The sequence below is a fragment of the Streptomyces typhae genome (genome assembly GCF_009755605.1).
GTDB lineage: Bacteria > Actinomycetota > Actinomycetes > Streptomycetales > Streptomycetaceae > Streptomyces > Streptomyces typhae.
This window is the reverse complement of the sequence record NZ_WPNZ01000011.1, coordinates 96,139-115,008: the sequence shown is the minus strand read 5'-3', so window position 1 is coordinate 115,008 and position 18,870 is coordinate 96,139. Positions and strand designations below refer to the sequence as shown.

The 18,870-nt window shown below is 73.8% G+C and carries 15 protein-coding genes and 1 pseudogene; 9 read left to right on the top strand and 7 right to left on the bottom strand.

Annotated elements, in window-relative coordinates:
- The first annotated feature begins 18 nt into the window (after positions 1-18).
- From GPA10_RS20940 to GPA10_RS20920, 5 genes are all read left to right on the top strand, one after another.
- Positions 19-912 (top strand): beta-keto acid cleavage family enzyme, encoded by an 894-nt coding sequence (locus GPA10_RS20940; RefSeq protein WP_157166835.1) that lies wholly within the window; start codon positions 19-21, stop codon positions 910-912.
- 117 nt (positions 913-1,029) lie between these two features.
- Positions 1,030-2,007 carry a 3-hydroxyacyl-CoA dehydrogenase NAD-binding domain-containing protein gene (locus tag GPA10_RS20935; protein WP_107450632.1) on the top strand — a complete coding sequence of 326 codons (978 nt, stop codon included), beginning with the start codon at positions 1,030-1,032 and terminating at the stop codon, positions 2,005-2,007.
- Positions 2,004-2,510: a thioesterase family protein gene (locus tag GPA10_RS20930; protein WP_058851392.1), complete on the top strand. Its 507-nt coding sequence runs from the start codon at positions 2,004-2,006 to the stop codon at positions 2,508-2,510. Before GPA10_RS20935 ends, GPA10_RS20930 begins: the two co-directional genes overlap by 4 nt.
- A gap of 46 nt (positions 2,511-2,556) precedes the next feature.
- Positions 2,557-3,897, top strand: coding sequence for a 6-phospho-beta-glucosidase (locus tag GPA10_RS20925; RefSeq protein ID WP_343041162.1), 1,341 nt, complete (start codon positions 2,557-2,559; stop codon positions 3,895-3,897).
- A 7-nt stretch (positions 3,898-3,904) separates the two neighbouring features.
- A complete protein-coding gene (locus GPA10_RS20920) occupies positions 3,905-4,315 on the top strand; it encodes a (2Fe-2S) ferredoxin domain-containing protein (RefSeq protein WP_157166834.1) in 411 nt (136 codons plus the stop codon).
- A 62-nt stretch (positions 4,316-4,377) separates the two neighbouring features.
- Here GPA10_RS20920 and GPA10_RS20915 read toward each other — a convergent pair whose 3' ends face one another.
- The 3 genes from GPA10_RS20915 to GPA10_RS20905 are packed head-to-tail and all read right to left on the bottom strand — an operon-like array spanning position 4,378 to position 6,703.
- On the bottom strand, positions 4,378-4,881 hold the full coding sequence (locus GPA10_RS20915) for an FBP domain-containing protein (RefSeq protein WP_157166833.1): 504 nt from the start codon (positions 4,879-4,881) through the stop codon (positions 4,378-4,380).
- A gap of 50 nt (positions 4,882-4,931) precedes the next feature.
- The gene (locus GPA10_RS20910; protein ID WP_157166832.1) at positions 4,932-5,786 is read right to left on the bottom strand and encodes a GNAT family N-acetyltransferase; all 855 of its coding nucleotides are present in this window, start codon (positions 5,784-5,786) and stop codon (positions 4,932-4,934) included.
- The gene (locus GPA10_RS20905) at positions 5,783-6,703 is read right to left on the bottom strand and encodes an NADP-dependent oxidoreductase (RefSeq protein ID WP_157166831.1); all 921 of its coding nucleotides are present in this window, start codon (positions 6,701-6,703) and stop codon (positions 5,783-5,785) included. Before GPA10_RS20905 ends, GPA10_RS20910 begins: the two co-directional genes overlap by 4 nt.
- A gap of 257 nt (positions 6,704-6,960) precedes the next feature.
- Between GPA10_RS20905 and GPA10_RS20900 the strand changes: the two genes are divergently transcribed.
- From GPA10_RS20900 to GPA10_RS20890, 3 genes are all read left to right on the top strand, one after another.
- The gene (locus GPA10_RS20900) at positions 6,961-9,021 is read left to right on the top strand and encodes a phosphocholine-specific phospholipase C (RefSeq protein ID WP_157166830.1); all 2,061 of its coding nucleotides are present in this window, start codon (positions 6,961-6,963) and stop codon (positions 9,019-9,021) included.
- 151 nt (positions 9,022-9,172) lie between these two features.
- A complete protein-coding gene (gene valS, locus GPA10_RS20895; RefSeq protein ID WP_157166829.1) occupies positions 9,173-11,866 on the top strand; it encodes a valine--tRNA ligase in 2,694 nt (897 codons plus the stop codon).
- 196 nt (positions 11,867-12,062) lie between these two features.
- Complete coding sequence (locus GPA10_RS20890) at positions 12,063-12,890, top strand: LURP-one-related family protein (RefSeq protein ID WP_058851400.1); 828 nt, start codon at positions 12,063-12,065, stop codon at positions 12,888-12,890.
- Positions 12,891-13,524: 634 nt separating this feature from the next.
- On the opposite strand, the pseudogene GPA10_RS42575 reads toward GPA10_RS20890, so the two are convergent.
- Both GPA10_RS42575 and GPA10_RS20880 read right to left on the bottom strand, forming a co-directional pair.
- Positions 13,525-14,352, bottom strand: a pseudogene (locus tag GPA10_RS42575) (DMT family transporter); the annotation flags it as partial.
- Positions 14,353-14,360: 8 nt separating this feature from the next.
- Positions 14,361-15,233, bottom strand: a complete 873-nt coding sequence (locus GPA10_RS20880; RefSeq protein ID WP_157166828.1) for a phosphatase PAP2 family protein — start codon at positions 15,231-15,233, stop codon at positions 14,361-14,363.
- A gap of 226 nt (positions 15,234-15,459) precedes the next feature.
- On the opposite strand from GPA10_RS20880, the gene GPA10_RS20875 reads away from it, so the two are divergent.
- The gene (locus GPA10_RS20875) at positions 15,460-16,122 is read left to right on the top strand and encodes a TetR/AcrR family transcriptional regulator (RefSeq protein WP_058851402.1); all 663 of its coding nucleotides are present in this window, start codon (positions 15,460-15,462) and stop codon (positions 16,120-16,122) included.
- A gap of 275 nt (positions 16,123-16,397) precedes the next feature.
- On the opposite strand, the gene GPA10_RS20870 is transcribed toward GPA10_RS20875, so the two are convergent.
- Together GPA10_RS20870 and GPA10_RS20865 are read right to left on the bottom strand one after the other, a co-directional pair.
- Positions 16,398-17,330: a DUF2510 domain-containing protein gene (locus GPA10_RS20870; protein ID WP_157166827.1), complete on the bottom strand. Its 933-nt coding sequence runs from the start codon at positions 17,328-17,330 to the stop codon at positions 16,398-16,400.
- A 326-nt stretch (positions 17,331-17,656) separates the two neighbouring features.
- Entirely contained in the window at positions 17,657-18,847 is a 1,191-nt protein-coding gene (locus GPA10_RS20865; protein ID WP_343041161.1) for an anhydro-N-acetylmuramic acid kinase, read from the bottom strand.
- Positions 18,848-18,870 lie beyond the last annotated feature (23 nt).

The window sequence follows — 18,870 nt, the reverse complement described above, 5'->3', positions numbered from 1 at the left end:
CCCGCAAGGGAGTCCGGCATGCCCGTGAACGACAACGTCATCATCACCTGCGCCCTCACCGGCGCCGGTGACACCGTCAGCAAGAGCCCGCACGTCCCCGTCACCCCGCAGCAGATAGCCCGGAACGCGGTGGAGGCCGCCGACGCGGGGGCCGCCGTCGTGCACATCCACGTCCGCGACCCCGAGACCGGCGCTCCGTCCCGCAATCCGAGCCTGTACCGCGAAGTCGTCGAACGCATCAAGGAGACCGGCACCGACGTCGTCATCAACCTGACGGCGGGCATGGGCGGCGACCTCGTCATCGACCCGGACGAGCCGCTCACCCACCTGCCCGGCACCGACCTCGTCGGCGGCCTCGACCGCCTCCCGCACGTCGAGGACCTCCTCCCCGACATCTGCACCCTGGACTGCGGCTCCCTCAACTTCGGCGACGGCTCCAACCTCTACGTGTCCACGCCCGACATGCTCCGCCAGGGCGCCCGGCGCATCCAGGAACTCGGCGTACGGCCCGAGCTGGAGATCTTCGACACCGGTCAGCTCTGGTTCGCCAAGCAGCTCCTGGCCGAGGGCCTGCTGGACGACCCCACCGTCTTCCAGCTCTGCATGGGCATCCCCTGGGGCGCTCCCGCCGACCCCGGCGTGCTCCAGTCCATGGTCAACATGCTGCCCGACGGCGCCGTGTGGGCCAGCTTCGCGCTCGGGCGCATGCAGATGCCGTGGGTCGCGCAGTCCATCCTGCTCGGCGGGCAGGTCCGGGTTGGTCTGGAGGACAACCTGTACCTCGGCAAGGGCAACAAGGCGACCAACGCCCAACTCGTCGAGCGCGCCGTCCAGATCACCGAGGGGCTCGGGTCCCGGGTGGCCTCGCCGGACGAGGCCCGGTCGAAGCTTGGTCTCAAGCCTCGTTCGTAGGGGTTTCGCCCTCACCTCCACTGCGGGCCGGTTGTGGCTGGTCGCGCAGTTCCCCGCGCCCCTTTCGGGGCGCGTGTACCTCCGCCCGGCATTGAAGGGAAATCTCAGTCGATGACCATGACCAAACCCGAAGAAGTCCGGCGCGTCGCCTGTGTCGGGGCAGGTGTGATCGGCGGTGGCTGGGTCGCGCACTTCCTGGCGCGTGGCTACGACGTCACCGCCTGGGACCCGGCGCCCGACGCCGAGCAGCGGCTGCGGCGGCTCGTCGACGCCGCCTGGCCCGCGCTGACCCGGATCGGCCTCGCCGACGGCGCCTCGCGGGAGCGCCTGACCGTCGCCGCGACGCTCGAAGAAGCCGTCGCGGACGCCGAGTTCGTCCAGGAGAGCGCCCCCGAGAAGCTGGAGCTCAAGCGCGACCTCCTGACGCGCATCGACGCCGCCGCGCCCGCCGGTGCCGTCATCGCCTCGTCCACGTCGGGCTATCCGATGACCGACATGCAGACCGGCGCGGCGACCCCCGGCCGCCTCGTCGTCGGACACCCCTTCAACCCGCCGTACCTCATCCCCCTCGTCGAGGTCGTCGGCGGCGAGCGGACCGACGCCGACGCCGTCGCCTGGGCGTCCCGCTTCTACGAGGTCGCGGGCAAGTCCGTGATCACCATGAAGAGCGAGGTGCCCGGCTTCATCGCCAACCGCCTCCAGGAAGCCCTGTGGCGCGAGGCGCTGCACATGGTCGCCAACGGCGAGGCCACCGTCGCGGAGATCGACGCCTCCATCACCGAAGGCCCCGGCCTGCGCTGGGCGTTCATGGGCCCCATGCTCACCTTCGCGCTGGCCGGAGGCGAGGGCGGCATGGCGCACATGCTCGACCACTTCGGTCCTTCCCTGAAGTCGCCGTGGACGCGCCTCGAAGCCCCCGAACTCGACCGGGAGCTGTACGACGCGGTGGTCGGCGGCTGCGAGGAGGCCGCCGCCGGGCGCACCATCGCCGACCTCGTCGCCGAGCGCGACCGGGGCGTCATCGACGTCCTGCGCGCGACCGGGAGGCTCCCGGGACAGGCCACCGCCCCCGCCACCGGGAGGGGAACGGAGTGACCCGGGAGATCGCCCGGCGCCTGCCGCTGCACCGGCAGGTCGTACCGGCCGAGTGGATCGACTACAACGGCCACATGAGCGAGGGCTACTACTCGCTGGCCTTCGGGTTCGCCACCGACGCCATGATGGACGCCACCGGCCTGCACGCCGCGTACCGCGAGACCACCGGCTGCTCCCTCTACACCGTCGAGGGACATCTGCGCTATCTGCGGGACGTCGCCGAGGGCGCGCACCTCGCCGTGCGCACCAGGGTGCTCGGCGTGCACGGCAAGAAGGCGCACTTCGCCCACGAGCTGTACGTGGTCGACGCCGCCGGTGCCGAACCGGCGCCGGACGCCGCGCCCGCGGCGACGACCGAACTGCTCGCGCTCCACGTCGACCAGGGACTCGGGCGCGCGGTGCCGTTCCCGGACGCCGTCGCCGAGCGCCTCGCCGAGTTCGTGGAACCGGCACCGGAGTGGGCGGGCCGGGCCATCGCGGCGCTGGGCGGCGGCGCCGGATAGGTTCACCGGTGACGTGCACGGCGACGGCGGACGAGGTGGTTCAGACGTGAGGCTGGTAATTCTGGGTGGCGGCGGTTTCCGGGTGCCGCTGGTGTACCGGGCCCTGCTCGGCGACCGTGCCGAGGGCCGGATCACCGAGGTCGTCCTGCACGACGTGGACGCCGACCGGGCGGGCGCCATTGCGCGGGTGCTCGCCGAGCAGGCGGCGGGGGTGCCGGACGCACCCGGCGTGCGCGTCACCGCCGACCTCGACGAGGCGCTGCGCGGCGCCGACTTCGTGTTCTCCGCGATCCGCGTCGGCGGCCTGCGGGGGCGGGCCGCCGACGAGCGGGTCGCCCTCGACGAAGGGGTCCTCGGGCAGGAGACCGTCGGCGCGGGCGGCATCGCGTACGGGCTGCGGACGGTGCCCGTCGCCGTCGACATCGCCCGCCGCGTCGCGCGCCTCGCGCCCGACGCGTGGGTCATCAACTTCACCAACCCGGCGGGCCTGGTGACCGAGGCGATGTCCCGGTACCTCGGCGACCGCGTCATCGGCATCTGCGACTCACCCGTCGGCCTCGGCCGCCGCGTCGCGCGGCTGCTAGGCGCCGAACCCGGCCGGGCCTGGCTGGACTATGTGGGCCTGAACCACCTGGGCTGGCTGAGCGGGCTCCAGGTCGACGGCGAGGACCTCCTGCCGCGCCTGTTGCACGACCGCGACCTCCTCGAATCCTTCGAGGAGGGCAAGCTCTTCGGCGCGGACTGGCTCCAGTCCCTCGGCGCGATCCCCAACGAGTACCTGCACTACTACTACTTCAACCGCGAGGCGGTACGGGCCTACCAGCAGGCGGAGCGGACGCGCGGCGCGTTCCTGCACGACCAGCAGGCACGCTTCTACACCCGGATGCGGAACCCGGAGACCGCCGCGTTCGCTACCTGGGACGCCACGCGCGCGGAGCGCGAGGCGACGTACATGGCGCACAGCAGGGAAGCCGCGGGCGCGGGGGAGCGGGCCGCCGAGGACATAAAGTCCGGCGGCTACGAACAGGTGGCCCTCGCCCTGATGCGCGCCATCGCCCGCGACGAACGCGCCCTGCTGATCCTCAACGTCCGCAACCGCGCGACCCTGCCGCAGCTCGACACGGACGCCGTGATCGAGGTGCCGTGCACGGTCGACGCCTCCGGGGCGCACCCGGCGGCCGTGTCCCCGCTGCCGGGGCACGCCACCGGTCTGGTGTGCGCGGTCAAGGCGGTCGAGCGCGAGGTGCTCGCCGCCGTCGAGAGCGGCTCCCGGGCCACCGCGGTCAAGGCGTTCGCGCTGCACCCGCTGGTCGACTCGGTGTCCGTGGCCCGGCGCCTGATGGACGGCTACGGGCAGGCGCACCCCGGTCTGGCCTACCTGACATGATCACAAGATGACCGCGTCCGAGTTCCGCACCGAGCCCGCCGCCGCGCCCCGAGCGCCCGCCGCCCGCCCCTGCACGCTCGTGGTGTGCCGCGGGTGCTGCTGCGGCGACCCCCGCAAGCACCCCGGCACGGACCACGCGGGCCAACTGGCGCGGCTGCGGGCCGCGGCGGAGCGCTCCGGGGGCCGGTTCGCCGTGCGCACCAGCGAGTGCCTCGGCCCCTGCGGCCAGGCCAACATCGTCGTCGTGCAGCCCTCCCGCGACGGCCGGGCGCGGGGCGGCCGCCCGGCCTGGGTGGGTTTCGCCCTGGACGACGCGTCCCTGGACGACATACTCGCCTGGGCGGAGGCGGGCGGCCCCGGAACGGCCGAGCCGCCGGACGCCCTGACCCTGCAACTGGTCGACCCCCGGGATAAATAGCGGACCGGGGGAGGCGCCCCCCCCGCGGCGGGCAGGCTCAGGGCCTGCCCGCACCTGGCCGTTCAGACGCCTGCCAGCACCTGGTTCAGGAAGCCGTGCAGGTTGCGCAGCGTCCGCTCGTGTTGCTCCTGCGGGGTGAGGTTCTCCTCCATGCGGCGGGCCAGCGCCGACTGCTTCTTGCCGCGTACGTAGAGGGAACAGGCGAGGTCGGCGCAGACGTACAGGCCGACGGTGTTGCCCTGCCGCCCCGCCTCGCCCGCGCGGGGCGCGACGAGCAGGGCGATGCCCGAACCGGCCTGCGGCGTCACGCACACCGAGCAGATGCTGGACTTCAGCAGGGAGCGGCGGGCCCCCGTGGCGGCGCGCAGGGCGATGCCGACGAGGGCGTCGTCCCGCTCCGCCACCACATAGCCGCGGTCCGGGGCCTTGGGGTCGCGCCAGCCGAGGAAGTCCAGGTCGGACCAGGGCGTCCCGGTGAACTCCGCGGGCAGGGTCAGGCGCCTCGCCTCGCCCTTGGAGCAGTTCACGAACGAGGCACGGATCTCTTTTTCACCGAGGGCACGCATGTCCGGAAAGTATCAACGGGCCCTGCCGGACGTCCTGCCATTTTTCCCGGTCAGGAACGTGAGCGCCCTCCCCGGGACGCGGCGGCGGGCACCCGCGCGGCACGGAAGCGGACGGTGCGGCGCAGCCGGAACCCCAGCGACTCGTACAGGGCGATCGCGCCGGTGTTGGCCGCCGCCGTGTGCAGGAACGGGGTCTCGCCGCGCTCGCGGACGCCGTGCGCGACGGCGAGCACGAGGCGGCTCGCGAGGCCCCGGCCCCGGTGTGCCGGGTCGGTGCAGACCGCGCTGATCTCCGTCCAGCCCGGCGGGTGCAGCCGCTCCCCGGCCATCGCGACCAGGGCGCCCCGGTGCCGGATGCCGAGGTACGTGCCGAGTTCCACGGTGCGGTCCCGGAACGGTCCCGGCCGGGTGCGCGTCACCAGGTCGAGCATCTCGGGCACGTCGTCGGGGCCGAGCAGCACCGCCGCCTCGTCGGGCGCCGCCGCGATCCCCGCGTCCACGAGCTGCACCCCCGGCACGTCCGCCGTGAGCACCCAGCCCTCCGGCAGCCGCGCCGCGACGCCGGGCAGCGGCACCTCGCCCTCCGGCCCCGCGAAGGCGGCGAGGTCCGCCCAGTCCTCGGCGCCGGGCTCCGCCGGAACCCCCAGCCACGGCGACACGTCGGCCGGATAGCGCACCACCCGCCCGCGCCGCTCGGCGAACCCGGCGTGCGGCCCGTTGAGCGAGGCGAAGCCGGGGTTGTCGAGCGGATGGGCGGAGTCCACCGGGGCGTCGTAAGCAGGGGCGGCCGGGCTGTCGCGTGCGGCCGGGGTGTCGTGACCCGGGGCGGCCGCACCACCCGCCGCACCACCCCGAGCCGCCGTCCCGGCACTCCGGACGGCCTGCTGCACCGTCCGGGCACTCATGCCTTCACCTCGATCACGACCTTGCCGCGCGCGTGCCCGGCCTCGACGGTGCGCAGCGCCTCACCCGCCCGTGCCAGCGGGAACGTGGCCGTGATGGCGGGGCGGATCACGCCCCGGGCGGCGAGGCCCGCGACCGCGGTCAAGGTGGCCGCGTCGCGTGCCCGCGCCACCGGGGAACCGCCGAGCTCGGCCACGAGCTGCTTGCCGCCCGCGGTGATCAGCTTGGTGCGGTCGGCGACCAGTTCGGCGACCTCCCGCAGCGGCTCGCCGCCGACGAGGTCGAAGACGCCGTCGACACCGCCAGGGGCCGCCGCCCGGACGCGCTCCGCGAGGCCGGGCCCCGACGCCACATGGACGGCGCCGAGCGACTCGACGACGTCCTTCTTGCCCGCGCTCGCCGTGCCGATGACCCGCAGGCCCTCGTGCAGCGCGAGCCGCACCGCGCTGCTGCCCACGCCGCCGCCCGCGCCCGTGACGAGGAGGGTCGCCCCCGCGGGCAGCGCGAGCTGGCGCACCCCGTCGTAGGCGGTGGCCGCGGCGACCGGCAGCGTCGCCGCCTCGGCGAACGTCAGGCCCCCCGGCTTGTGGGCGGCCACCGACACCGGCAGCAGCGTGTACTCGGCGTAGCCGCCGGTCAGCGTGGACCCGAACACCGCGTCACCGACGGCGAACCCCTCCACGCCGGGCCCGGTCCGCACGACCACGCCCGCGGCCTCGCTCCCGAGCACCTCGGGCAGTTCGGCGGGCGCCTGGCCCGGCCTGCGGTAGCCGTCGCGCAGCTTGAAGTCGACGGGGTTGACGCCCGCGGCCCGCACCTCGATCAGGAGCTGCCCGGGGCCGGGCCCGGGGGGTTCGCGGTCCACGAGTGCCTCCACCTCGGGGCCGCCGTGCCGGGTGAAAACGTACGCCTTGGCCATCTGTCCCTCGCTCCGCTTCCGGTCTCGCCCGCGGTCCGGCACCCCGCGGGGACCGGCCGTACTCAGTGATCACAAGGTCCGGGGCACCGCCCGCATTCCGCGGCGGGCGGGAGTTCACAAGCCCGCAACGACGGCATTCGTGGTTGGCCGCGCCGTCACCCCGCCGACACGAAACCGCCTGCCCCTTCCGTCAGCCTGGCTCCCTTGACACACTGCACCCGCTCGGATCCCCCCACATCACGCGAGGTCACCCCCCAATGCCTGAGATCAACCGGCGCCGCTTCCTGCAACTCGCCGGTGGCACGGCCGCGTTCTCGATGCTCACGCAGAGCGTCAGCCGCGCCGCGTCGCTGCCCGCCCGGCGGCTCACCGGCTCCCTGAAGGACGTCGAGCACATCGTGGTCCTGATGCAGGAGAACCGCTCCTTCGACCACTACTTCGGCACCATGAAGGGCGTGCGCGGCTTCGGGGACCCGCGCCCCGTCACCCTCCCCAGCGGCAAGCCGGTGTGGCACCAGCAAGGCGGGGGCAAGGAAGTCCTGCCGTTCCACCCGGACAAGGACAATCTGGGCATGCAGTTCATCGCGGGCCTCGACCACGACTGGGCCGGCGGGCACAAGGCCTTCAACAACGGGGCGTACGACCGGTGGATCCCCGCGAAGTCCGAGCGGACGATGGCGTATCTGAAGCGCGGCGACATCCCCTTCCACTACGCGCTCGCCGACGCCTTCACCGTCTGCGACGCCTACCACTGCTCGTTCATGGGGGCCACCGACCCCAACCGCTACTACATGCTCACCGGTCACGTCGGCAACGACGGCAAGGGCGGCGGCCCGGTCCTCGGCAACCAGGAGGCGGGCTACGGCTGGACCACGTACGCCGAGCGCCTGGAGAAGGCCGGGATCTCCTGGAAGGTGTACCAGGACGTCGGCGACGGCCTGGACGCCGCGGGCCGCTGGGGCTGGCTCGAGCACGCCCCCTACCGCGGCAACTACGGCGACAACTCCCTGCTGTACTTCAACACCTTCCGCAGCGCCGAGCCCGGCGACCCGCTGTACGACAAGGCCCGCACCGGCACCGACGTCAAGGCGGGCGACGGGTACTTCGACCGACTGAGGGCCGACGTCGAGGCGGACAAGCTGCCGCAGATCTCCTGGATCGCCGCGCCCGAGGCCTTCTGCGAGCACCCGAACTGGCCGGTGAACTACGGCGCCTGGTACATCGCCCAGGTCCTGGACGCGCTGACCTCGAACCCGGAGGTGTGGGCCAGGACGGCCCTGTTCATCACCTACGACGAGAACGACGGCTACTTCGACCACGTCGTGCCGCCCTACGTCCCGTCCTCCGCGAACCAGGGCCTGTCCACGGTCGCCACCTCCCTCGACCACTTCCCGGGCAACGCCCAGTACGCGGCCGGGCACTACGGGCTCGGCCAGCGCGTGCCGATGCTGGTCGTCTCGCCCTGGAGCACCGGCGGGTTCGTGTGCTCGCGGGTCCTCGACCACACGTCGATCATCCGCTTCATGGAGAAACGCTTCGGCGTGCACGAGCCGAACATCTCGCCGTGGCGCCGCGCGGTCTGCGGCGACCTCACCGAGGCCTTCGACTTCACCGGCAAGGACACCCGGCCGGGCGACCTGCCCGACACCGCCGGATACCGCCCGCCGGACCAGGAGCGCCACCCCGACTACTACCCGAAGGCGCCCGCGAGCCCCGCCCTGCCCCGCCAGGAGCGCGGCTCCCGGCGGGCCCGGCCGCTGCCCTACGCGCCCGTGGTGGACGGCCACGCCACGCCCGCGGACGGCAGGTTCCGGCTCACCTTCGGCGGCGGCGACGCGGCGGGTGTCTGCTTCCACGTACGCTCCGGCAACCGCACCGACGGCCCCTGGACGTACACCGCCGAAGCGGGCAGGACCCTCTCCGACGCGTGGAACTCGGCCTACTCCGCGGGCAGTCACGACCTGACCGTCTTCGGCCCGAACGGCTTCCTGCGCGCCTTCAGGAGCCCCGGCAGGAAGGCGGGGCCCGAGGTCACCGCCCGCCACGACGGGGCGACCGGTGACATCCGCCTGACCCTGACCAACGCGGGCCCGGTGGACTGCGGCCTCACGGTCACCAACGCCTACGGCGGCCGCAAGGAGACCATCGGGGTCAAGGCGGGCGCGACGGTCCAGCACACCGTGGACCTGCGGGCCTCCCAGCGCTGGTACGACCTGACGGTGGTGTCCGACACCGACGCCGGCTTCCTGCGGCGCCTCGCCGGACATGTGGAGACCGGACAGGCGGGCGTCAGCGACCCGGCGTTCGCGACCGTCTGAGCCGCGTCCGCTCCCGCCGGTCCGTGGCGGCAAGGACCGGCGGGAGCGCGGAAAGGCAAAGGACCGGCGGGAGCGCGGAAAAGCAAAGGACCGGCGGGAGCGCGGAAAAGCAGGTGAACAGCGCCTTCGCGGCGCCCTACGATGCGGGGGCATGGCAGACACCCCTCGCCCGCAGGGCGCCCCGGACAAGCCCGTCCTCGACGGTCTCGAAGACAAGTGGTCCAGGCGGTGGGACGAGTCCGGTGTATACGCCTTCGACGCGGACCGGGCGCGCACGCGTCCCCGGTCCGACGTCTTCTCCGTCGACACCCCGCCCCCGACCGTCAGCGGCTCGCTGCACGTCGGGCACGTCTTCTCGTACACGCACACCGACACCGTCGCCCGCCACCACCGGATGCGCGGCAAGAACGTCTTCTACCCGATGGGCTGGGACGACAACGGCCTGCCCACCGAGCGCCGCGTGCAGCACCACTTCGGGGTCCGCTGCGACCCCGCCCTGCCGTACGACCCGCACTTCACCCCGCCCGAGCGCCCCGGCAAGCGGCAGCAGCCCGTCTCGCGGCGGAACTTCGTCGAGCTGTGCGAGCGCCTGACCGCCGAGGACGAGAAGGCCTTCGAGGACCTGTGGCGCAGGCTGGGGCTCTCCGTCGACTGGTCGCACACGTACCGCACCATCGGCACCGAGGCGCGCGCCGCCTCCCAGCGGGCCTTCCTCGCCGACCTGGCCCGCGGTGACGCCTACGCCGCCGAGGCGCCCACCCTGTGGGACGTGACCTTCCGCACGGCGGTCGCCCAGGCCGAGCTGGAGGACCGGGAGCGGCCCGCCGCCTACCACCGTCTCGGCTTCCACGGGCCGGACGGCTGTACCGTCCTGGTCGACACCACCCGCCCGGAGCTGCTGCCCGCGTGCGTCGCCCTCGTCGCGCACCCCGACGACGACCGCCATCGCGACCTCGTCGGCAGGACCGTCCGCTCCCCGCTCTTCGACGTCGGGGTCCCCGTCGTCACGCACCCCCTCGCGGACCCCGGCAAGGGCACGGGCATCGCGATGGTCTGCACGTTCGGCGACACCACCGACGTCGTCTGGTGGCGCGAGCTGCGACTCGGCACGCGTCCCGTGCTCGGCTGGGACGGCCGCTTCCTCGCTACGCCCCCGAGCGGCGTGGAGTCACCGGCCGCCGTCGACGCGTACGCGGAACTCGCGGGCGCCACCGCGCACACCGCCCGCGAACGGATCGTCGCGCTGCTGCGGGCCGCCGGAGACCTGCACGGCGAACCGCGTCCCTGCACCCACGCCGTGAAGTTCTTCGAGAAGGGCGACAAGCCCCTGGAGATCGTCACCACCCGCCAGTGGTACGTGCGCAACGGCGGCCGCGACGAGGAGCTGCGCGGGGCGCTGCTCGCGCGGGGCGCGGAGCTGAGCTGGCATCCGCCGCACATGCGGATCCGCTACGACAACTGGGTGAGCGGACTCAACGGCGACTGGCTGATCAGCCGTCAGCGCTTCTTCGGCGTGCCCGTCCCGCTGTGGTATCCGCTGGACGCCGACGGCACGCCCGACCACACCCGCCCGATCGTGCCGGACACGGCGGCGCTGCCGGTCGACCCGAGCGCCGAGGCGCCGCCCGGCCACGACGAGTCCCGGCGCGGCAAGCCGCACGGCTTCACCGGCGACCCCGACGTCATGGACACCTGGGCGACCTCCTCACTCACCCCGCAGATCGCCGGGCGGCAGCTCACGGACCCGGACCTGTTCGCCAAGGTCTTCCCGATGGACCTGCGCGCGCAGGCCCACGAGATCATCCGCACCTGGCTGTTCGCGACACTCCTGCGCGCCCATACCGGGCACGGCACGCTGCCCTGGCGGCACGCGGCGATCTCCGGCTGGGTCCTCGACCCCGACCGCAAGAAGATGTCGAAGTCGAAGGGCAACGCCGTCACCCCCGCCGACCTGCTGCGCGCGCACGGCTCGGACGCGGTGCGCTACTGGGCGGCGAGCGGCCGCCCCGGCACCGACACCGCCTTCGACACGGGCCAGATGAAGATCGGCCGCCGCCTCGCGACGAAGCTCCTGAACGTCGGGAGGTTCGTGCTCGGTTTCGAGGCGGCGGGCGGTGCGCCTGCGGGCGCCGAACCTGTGGCCTGGGCGTCTGCGGGCGACGCGCCCGGGGTCGACGCGCCGTCGGCCGAAGCGCCGTCGGCCGGGGGCGTCACCGAGCCGTTGGACCGGGCGCTGCTCGCCGACCTCGCGGCCGCCGTCGACGAGGCCACGGCCGCCTTCGACGCCTTCGACCACACCCGCGCCCTTCAGTGCGCGGAGGCGTTCTTCCGGCGTTTCTGCGACGACTACGTGGAGCTGGTCAAGTCCCGCGCGTACGGCGACCACGGCGGTACGGGCGCGCGAGACTCCGCGCGCACGACGCTGCGCGTCGCCCTGGACACCGTGGTGCGGCTGTTCGCGCCGTTCCTGCCCTTCGCCACCGAGGAGGTGTGGTCCTGGTACGCGCAGGGCTCGGTGCACCGCGCCGCGTGGCCGTCGGCCGAGCGGCTGCGGTCGCTCGGGGGGACCGGCGACGGACGGGCCCTCGCCACCGCGGCCGAGGTCATCGCCGGGGTCCGCAAGGCGAAGTCCCTGGCCCGGCTCTCGATGCGGGCACAGGCCGGCGCGGTCGTGGTACGCGGACCGCGTGCCGCGCTCGACCGCTTCGCCCTGGTCGAGGCGGACGTGCGGGCCGCGGGCCGCATCGCCGAGGTGACACGGGTGGACACCGGGCTGCCCGCCGGGGGTGCGCCCGAGGGCTCCCAGGAGCTCGTGGTGGAGGTGCGGTTCCGGGGCCCGTCCTAAGGCCTGTCGTCGATGCCCGCAGGAGGGAGTCTGACGACAGGCCCTAGGGGCTGTCGTCAACGCCCGCAGGAGGGAGCTTGACGAGAGGCCCTAGGTCCGCCGGAGGTGCCGGGTCCGTCACGGACGTGTCCCGGCCTGCGGAAAGTGCGTTCGTGGGGCTGGTCGGGCTCGGGGGCATTCGGGGTAGTGTGCCCCGGTGACCACGCAATCGAACACTCCTGCTGGCTGGTACCCCGACCCCCGGGGTGCCGCCCAGCTGCTCCGCTGGTGGGACGGCGCCCAGTGGACGGACCACACGAACGCGGCCCCGCAGGGCGCGCAGACCGCCACCGCCGCGCCGCCCGTCGCCCCGCCCGCCGACCCGGCCAAGGTGCAGCGCCAGGTGCAGCAGCAGGCGGGTGTCGCTCCCACCGCCCAGGGCGGCGGGAGCCTGTTCAGCGAGCCGGTCCTGGTGGTGAACCAGAAGGCCAAGCTGATCGAGCTGACGAACGAGTACAGCGTCATGGACCAGTCGGGCAACCAGCTCGGCTCGGTCGTCCAGGTCGGTCAGAGCACTCTCAAGAAGGTCGCCCGCTTCGTCGCCAGCGTCGACCAGTTCATGACGCACAAGCTGGAGATCCGCGACGCGCACGGCACGCCGCAGCTCCTGATGACCCGGCCGCGGAAGTTCATGAAGTCGCGGGTCGTCGTGGAGCGCCCGGACGGCCAGGTCGTGGGCGAGATCGTCCAGCAGAACGTCTTCGGCAAGATCAACTTCGCGATGAACGTGAACGGCGTACAGGTCGGCGCGATCAAGGCGGAGAACTGGCGCGCCTGGAACTTCTCGATCGTCGACCACACGGACACCGAGGTCGCCCGGATCACGAAGACCTGGGAAGGCCTCGCCAAGACGATGTTCACGACCGCGGACAACTACGTCCTTCAGATCCACTTCCAGCTCCCGGACCCGCTCCTGAGCCTGGTCGTGGCCACCGCCCTGACCGTCGACACGGCCCTGAAGCAGGACGCGCGCGGCCTGGGCTGACGGCCGCCGCGATGCCGCCCCGACACGTCCTCGCGGGCCGCCGTCGGGGCGCGGCGGCGGCGCGCTAGTGCGGCGTGCCCCTGAGGACCGTGGCTGGTTCCGGCTGCACCGGGATCGAGGCCAGACGGCCGCCCTCCACCGCGCCGAGGACCGGCGCCGCGGGCTCGGGCTCGGCCCCGGCTCCGGGCGCGGGGTCCGTCGGGGGCGGGTCCGCTGGGGTGCGTCCGATCGGGCTGCCGCCGATCGGGCCGGTGTCGATGGGGCTACTGCCGAGCGGGCCGGTGCCGACGGGATTACTGCCGATCGGGCCGGTGTTGACGGCGCTACTGCCGAGCGGGTCGGCGGCGACCGGATCGGCTCCGACCAGGCTGCCGCCGAGCGGATGGGCACCGACCGGATCGATGCCGACCGGATCGGCCCCGGCCAGGCTGCCGCCGAGCGGATGGGCACCGACCGGATCGATGCCGACCGGATCGGCCCCGGCCAGGCTGCCGCCGAGCGGATGGGCACCGACCGGATCGATGCCGACCGGATCGGCCCCGGCCAGGCTGCCGCCGAGCGGATGGGCACCGACCGGATCGATGCCGACCGGATCGGCCCCGGCCAGGCTGCCGCCGACCGGGCCGCCGCCGACGACCCGCTGCGACGAGCGCGTGAGCACCACCACTCCGTACGAGGCGATCGCCGCGCCCGTCACGGCGAGGAGCACTCCGCCCGCGCCGCCGCGCAGCCGCTCGCCCAGCAGGGCGACGCCGATCGCCGACGCCGCCACGGGGTTGGCGAGCGTCACCACGGCGAGGGGCGCGCCGAGGCCCCCGCGGTACGCGGTCTGCGAGAGCAGCAGACCGCCCACCGCGAGCGCGGCCACGAGCAGCGCCACGACCACGACCTGCCCGCTCAGGACCGGGCCCGACCGGTCGGTCGCCGCCACCGTCACCGTCTGCGTGAGCGCGGACGCCACGCCCGACGCGAAGCCGGACGCGGTCGCGTGCCGCAGACCGGGACGGGTACCGGGCCGCGAGAGCAGCCCGATGACGGCCATCGTCAGGGCGGCGACCGTCACCGCCTCCGGCAGCGTGAGCGTGTCGTCGGGCTCCGGCCCCGACGCGGTGAGCAGCAGCGCGCCGAGCCCGATCAGGGTCAGTCCCGTACCGCGCCACTCCAGGCCGGTGACCCGCCGCCCGGCCAGCCGCGCCCCCAGCGGCACAGCGGCCACCAGGGTGAGCGCGCCGAGCGGCTGCACGAGGGTGAGCGGCCCGAACTTCAGCGCCGCCACGTGCAGGATCGCCGCCGCCGCGTTCAGGCCGACCGCCGACCACCACGCGCCGCTGCCGAGCAGCCGCAGTACCTGTCCGCCGCCGTCCGCCATCCGCGCGGCGAGCCGCTCCTGGGCGACGGCCGCGGCGGCGTACGCGACGGCCGACACCAGCGAGAGCGCGACGGCCAGAAGGGTCGCGCCCAGCGGGCCGGTCATCGGGACGCTCCGGACACCGGTGCGCGGGGTGCCGCGACAGTGGGCGGGGGAGGGGCGGCCCGGGGGGCCGGGGGCGCCGGTGCGACTCCGGGCGCGGAGCGGCGGACGATCCGGGAACGGGCCGGTCGCGGCAGCCGGAGCACGGCAAGCGCGATGCCGAGCAGCGCGGTCGCCACGAGCGCGTCCAGCCAGTAGTGGTTCGCGGTGCCGACGATCACGAGCAGCGTGAGCAGCGGATGCAGCAGCCACAGCCAGCGCCACCGGGAGCTGGTGGCGACGATCAGACCGACGGCCACCATCAGCGCCCAGCCGAAGTGCAGCGACGGCATGGCGGCGAACTGGTTGGCCATGGTGTCGGACGCGGGCTCGGCGGCGTACACCGAAGGCCCGTACACCTGGGCCGTGTCCACCAGGTGCGCGGCGGGCAGCAGGCGCGGCGGCGCCAGCGGAAAGCCGAGGTGCAGCGCGAGCGCGGCGGCGGTCAGCGCGGCGAGGATCCGCCGCGCCCAGACGTAGTGCCGGGGCCTGCGCACATACAGCCACACCAGGAAGAGCAGCGTCGCCGGGAAGTGCACCGTCGCGTAGTAGGTGTTCGCGACGTGTACGAGGGTGTCGCCGCCGTCGAGCAGGGCGCCCTGGAGGGAGCCCTCGCCCGGCAGGCGCAGGAACCGCTCGGCGTCCCAGAGGTGCCGTGCGTTGCGGAACGCCTCGCCGGTGTGACCGGCTGCGAGCTGCCGGCCGAACTTGTAGACGAGGAAGAGACCGGCTACGAGGAGCAGCTCGCGCACGAGCGGCGGCCGGGCAGGGCTGTCCGGCCGCCCGGAGGCTGTCTCCGGCTCCTGTTCCGCAGGCTCGGTGCGGGAATCCATCCGCCGGCCCCTTTACGTGACGACTGGGTTGTACGTGACGACCGGGTGGCACATCGATACGCCAGTGTACCGATACGCCACTGTACCGATACGTCAGTGTACCGATACTGGAGCGTACCGATACGGGTGCGTACCGGTACACTGACGTATCGAAGACGTACCGAAGACGCACCGAAAGGGTCCGCCGCGCGTGGACCGGCGGACCACCGCACCGAGGAGACCAGTGATGACGCCGCGGGAACGGGTTCACGACGAGCTCTGCGAGCAGGTGGCGGCGTCGCGACGCTCCAAGATCACGCCGGAGCGCGAGCAGGAGTTCTACGACGCGGTCCTCGACCAGCTCCGCGCGTGCGGCTACGAGGCCGTGACGATGGAGGGGGTGGCCGCGCGCACCCGCTGCAGCAAGTCCACGCTCTACCGCCAGTGGAAGACGAAGCCGCAGCTCGTGGCGGCGGCGCTGCGCGCCAACCGCTGTGTGCGCTTCGCGGGCATCGACACGGGTTCGCTCGCCGGTGACCTGCGGGAGGCGGCACGCGCGGCGTCGAGCTGGGCGGTGCGCGACACCATGATCGAGCAGGCCCTCAGCCATGCCGTGCTGCAGGACGAGGATCTCCAGTACGCGCTGCGCGAGGCGCTGGTGGAGCCCGAGGTGGCGGCCATCGACGGGTTCGTGCGGCGCGCTGTGGGGCGCGGGGAGATCGCCGAGGGGCACCCGGCGGCGGAGTTCCTCACGGTCCAGCTCTTCGGTGTGCTGCGGGCGCGGCCCCTCGTGGAGGGCAAGGACGCCGACGCGGCGTATCTGACGCGGTTCGTGGAGGCGGTGCTGCTGCCGGTGCTGGGGCTCGTGGAGAGCCCGGCGACCGCGGGGGCACCGGCCGCGGCCGACTGAACGCGGGCCCGGGGCCGGTGGATGACCGGACCGGGCCCGCCGGGCGCCGCACCGTGGGGACGGGGGCGGCGCGCGTCCCGGTGCCGGGCGGGCTGAAGGTCTTCAGCCCGCCCGGCACCTGCACTTCCAAGCCCCTTCGGGGGCCCGGCATCTGCTCTTCCAGGTCCCCTCAGGGTGCCTGGCATCTGCTCTTGCGGGCTCCTTCGGACCGCACGGCACCTGCGCCTCGGGGCTCCTTCCGGCGGAGCGGGCGGGGCCCTTGCGGGGTGGGCCGCTCAGACCTGCTGGCCGTCGCCTCCGCCGCCGCCCTTGGCGGCCTTGATGCCCTTGGTGATCTCGTCCATGGACGACATGGGCGGCGCGTCGTCGTGGACGTCGACGCCGAAGCGCACGAGGACGAGCGTCATGTCGTCGGCGGGCGACTTGAAGGCGAGGGACTGGACATAGCCGTCCGGGCCCTTGCGGTTCACGGCCTTCCAGCGGACCAGATACCCCTTCTGGCCGGCGACGGTCACCGCCTTCGACGCGAGCACCTTGTGCGAGACGAGCCTGCCGCCGTAGATCTTGCCGCCGTAGGACTCCTCGGCGTTCTTCCCGATGTCCGCCTTGGCCGCCGCCTCGGGATCGGTCTCCTTCACCTTCAGGCTGCGGGCCGGGGCGGAGAAGGCGCCGCCGCGCACGCAGACCTTGGTGTCGTCGCCGGGGCACGGGTACTGGCCGGTGGTGACGCTGGAGCCGATGCCGTTCGACTTGCCCTCCCAGCCGTCCGGGACGGGCATGCTGATGCCGCTCGCGACGTCGGTGGCGAAGCCCTCCTCGGCCTCGGGCCCCCCGGACGGGCCGGACGGGCCCGTTGGGTCGGGCCTGCCGGGCTTCTCGCCGCCCTTGCCGGGTTCCGAAGGCCCCGCGGACACCGGGGGCTTGGCGCTGTTGTCGTCATCGCCGTCGTCGTCCGCGGTCAGCGCGTACACGCCGCCCGCTATGCCGGCGAGCACCGCGAGGGCCACCACCACGACGACGGCCGTACGGGTCCGGCGCCGCGGGGCTCCCGGCGGCTGCTGCGGGTAGGGAGCGACGGCGCCGAAGCCACCGCCCGGCGCGCGGACGTGTTCCGTCCACGTGGTCCCGTCCCACCATCGCTCGGACGGCGGGGCACCAGGTATCTGCCCGGGGTCGGGATACCAGCCCGGGGGAGTCGCGTGCGTCATGGGCGTCAGGGTATGAGCACCGGGTGAAAGCCGGATGAGAGGGGTGTGCTCCTCGCTCGCGCTCCGGCCGCGCTGCGGCCGGGCTCCGGCCGTGCTGCGATCGGGCTCCCGGCGTGCATCGGCCGCGACTTGGCCGTGCATCGGACACGTCTTGGCCGTGTTCCGGCAGCGTCGGGTCCGCGCTCCGGCCGCGCCGGGGACACCGTCCGGCCGCGTCCCGCTCGCGTCCGGAGCCGTCGGTGTCGGCGTCAGTGCCGGCGTCAGTGTCGGTGCCGGTGTCAGTGCCGGTGTCAGCGGCGGTGTCGGTGCCGGTGTCGGTGCCGGTGTCAGTGTCCGTCCACCACCAGGCGCGTCGGCGCCCGCACCCCCTCCGCCGCTCCCGGCAGCCGCAGCCCCGCACGCCCCGGCGTGAGGGAACCGAGGACGCTCGCGTGCCGGGCGCCCGTGCTCGCCGGGGCCGTGCCGGGCAGGCCGTGTGCCGTGAGGAAGCCGAGCACCGCGAACGCGTACGCCTCCTTCGCCGCCGGGGCGAGGCCGAGCGCGTCGGAGCCGCGTACCGGTACGCCGGCCCCCAACTCCGCCCGCAGCATGGCGAGGAGCGTGGGATTGCGGATGCCGCCGCCGGACGCGACGACCTCGGTGGCGCCCACCGAGCGCAGCGCGTCCGCGACCGTCACCGCCGTGAGCCGCGTGAGGGTCGCGACGACGTCCTCAGGCGCCACCGGTGCCGACGACCGGTGTTGCGCGAGGGCCGCGCGCAGATACGCCGCGTGGAAGAGCTCCTTGCCGGTGGTCTTGGGAGCGGGCAGCGCGTAGTACGGCTCGGCCAGGAGCCGGGCCAGGAGGTCGCCGTCCACGGTGCCGCGGGCCGCGATCGCGCCGTCCCTGTCGTACGCGAGGCCCTGGGTCCGGCCCTGCGGCGTCAGTTCGCGCACCGCGGCGTCGATCAGCGCGTTGGCGGGCCCGGTGTCGAAGGCCGTGCCGTCCGGGGCGGTGATGTTCGCGATACCGCCGAGGTTCAGGGCGACCGGGGTGCCGGGGCGGCCGCGCAGCCACAGCTGGTCGACGAGGCTGACCAGCGGCGCGCCCTGCCCGCCCGCCGCCACGTCACGGGGCCGGAAGTCGGCGACCACGGGCAGGCCCGTCGCCTCCGCGATCCACGCGGGCTGACCGATCTGCAGCGTGCCGTGCACCTGGCCGTCCGCCACCCAGTGGTACACCGTCTGCCCGTGCGAGGCGATCAACTCGGCGCGCCCGTCGCACAGTTCCCGGTCCGCCTCCGTGGCCGCCTCGGCGAACGCCCTGCCGATGCGGGTGTCCAGGACGCAGACGTCGGCGAGGGTCGTGGACGCGGGCGGCAGGGCCGCGGTGAGGGCCGCTCGCAGGCCTTCGTCGTACGCGCGGCTGATGACGCCGAGAGGCGTGAGCCGGAGGCAGTCGTCTTCGAGGGTCAGGTCGACGGCGCCGGCGTCGATGGCGTCGTGGGAGGTGCCGGACATCAGACCGATCACGCGCACGGAGGTCTCCTTGTCTCGCCGTG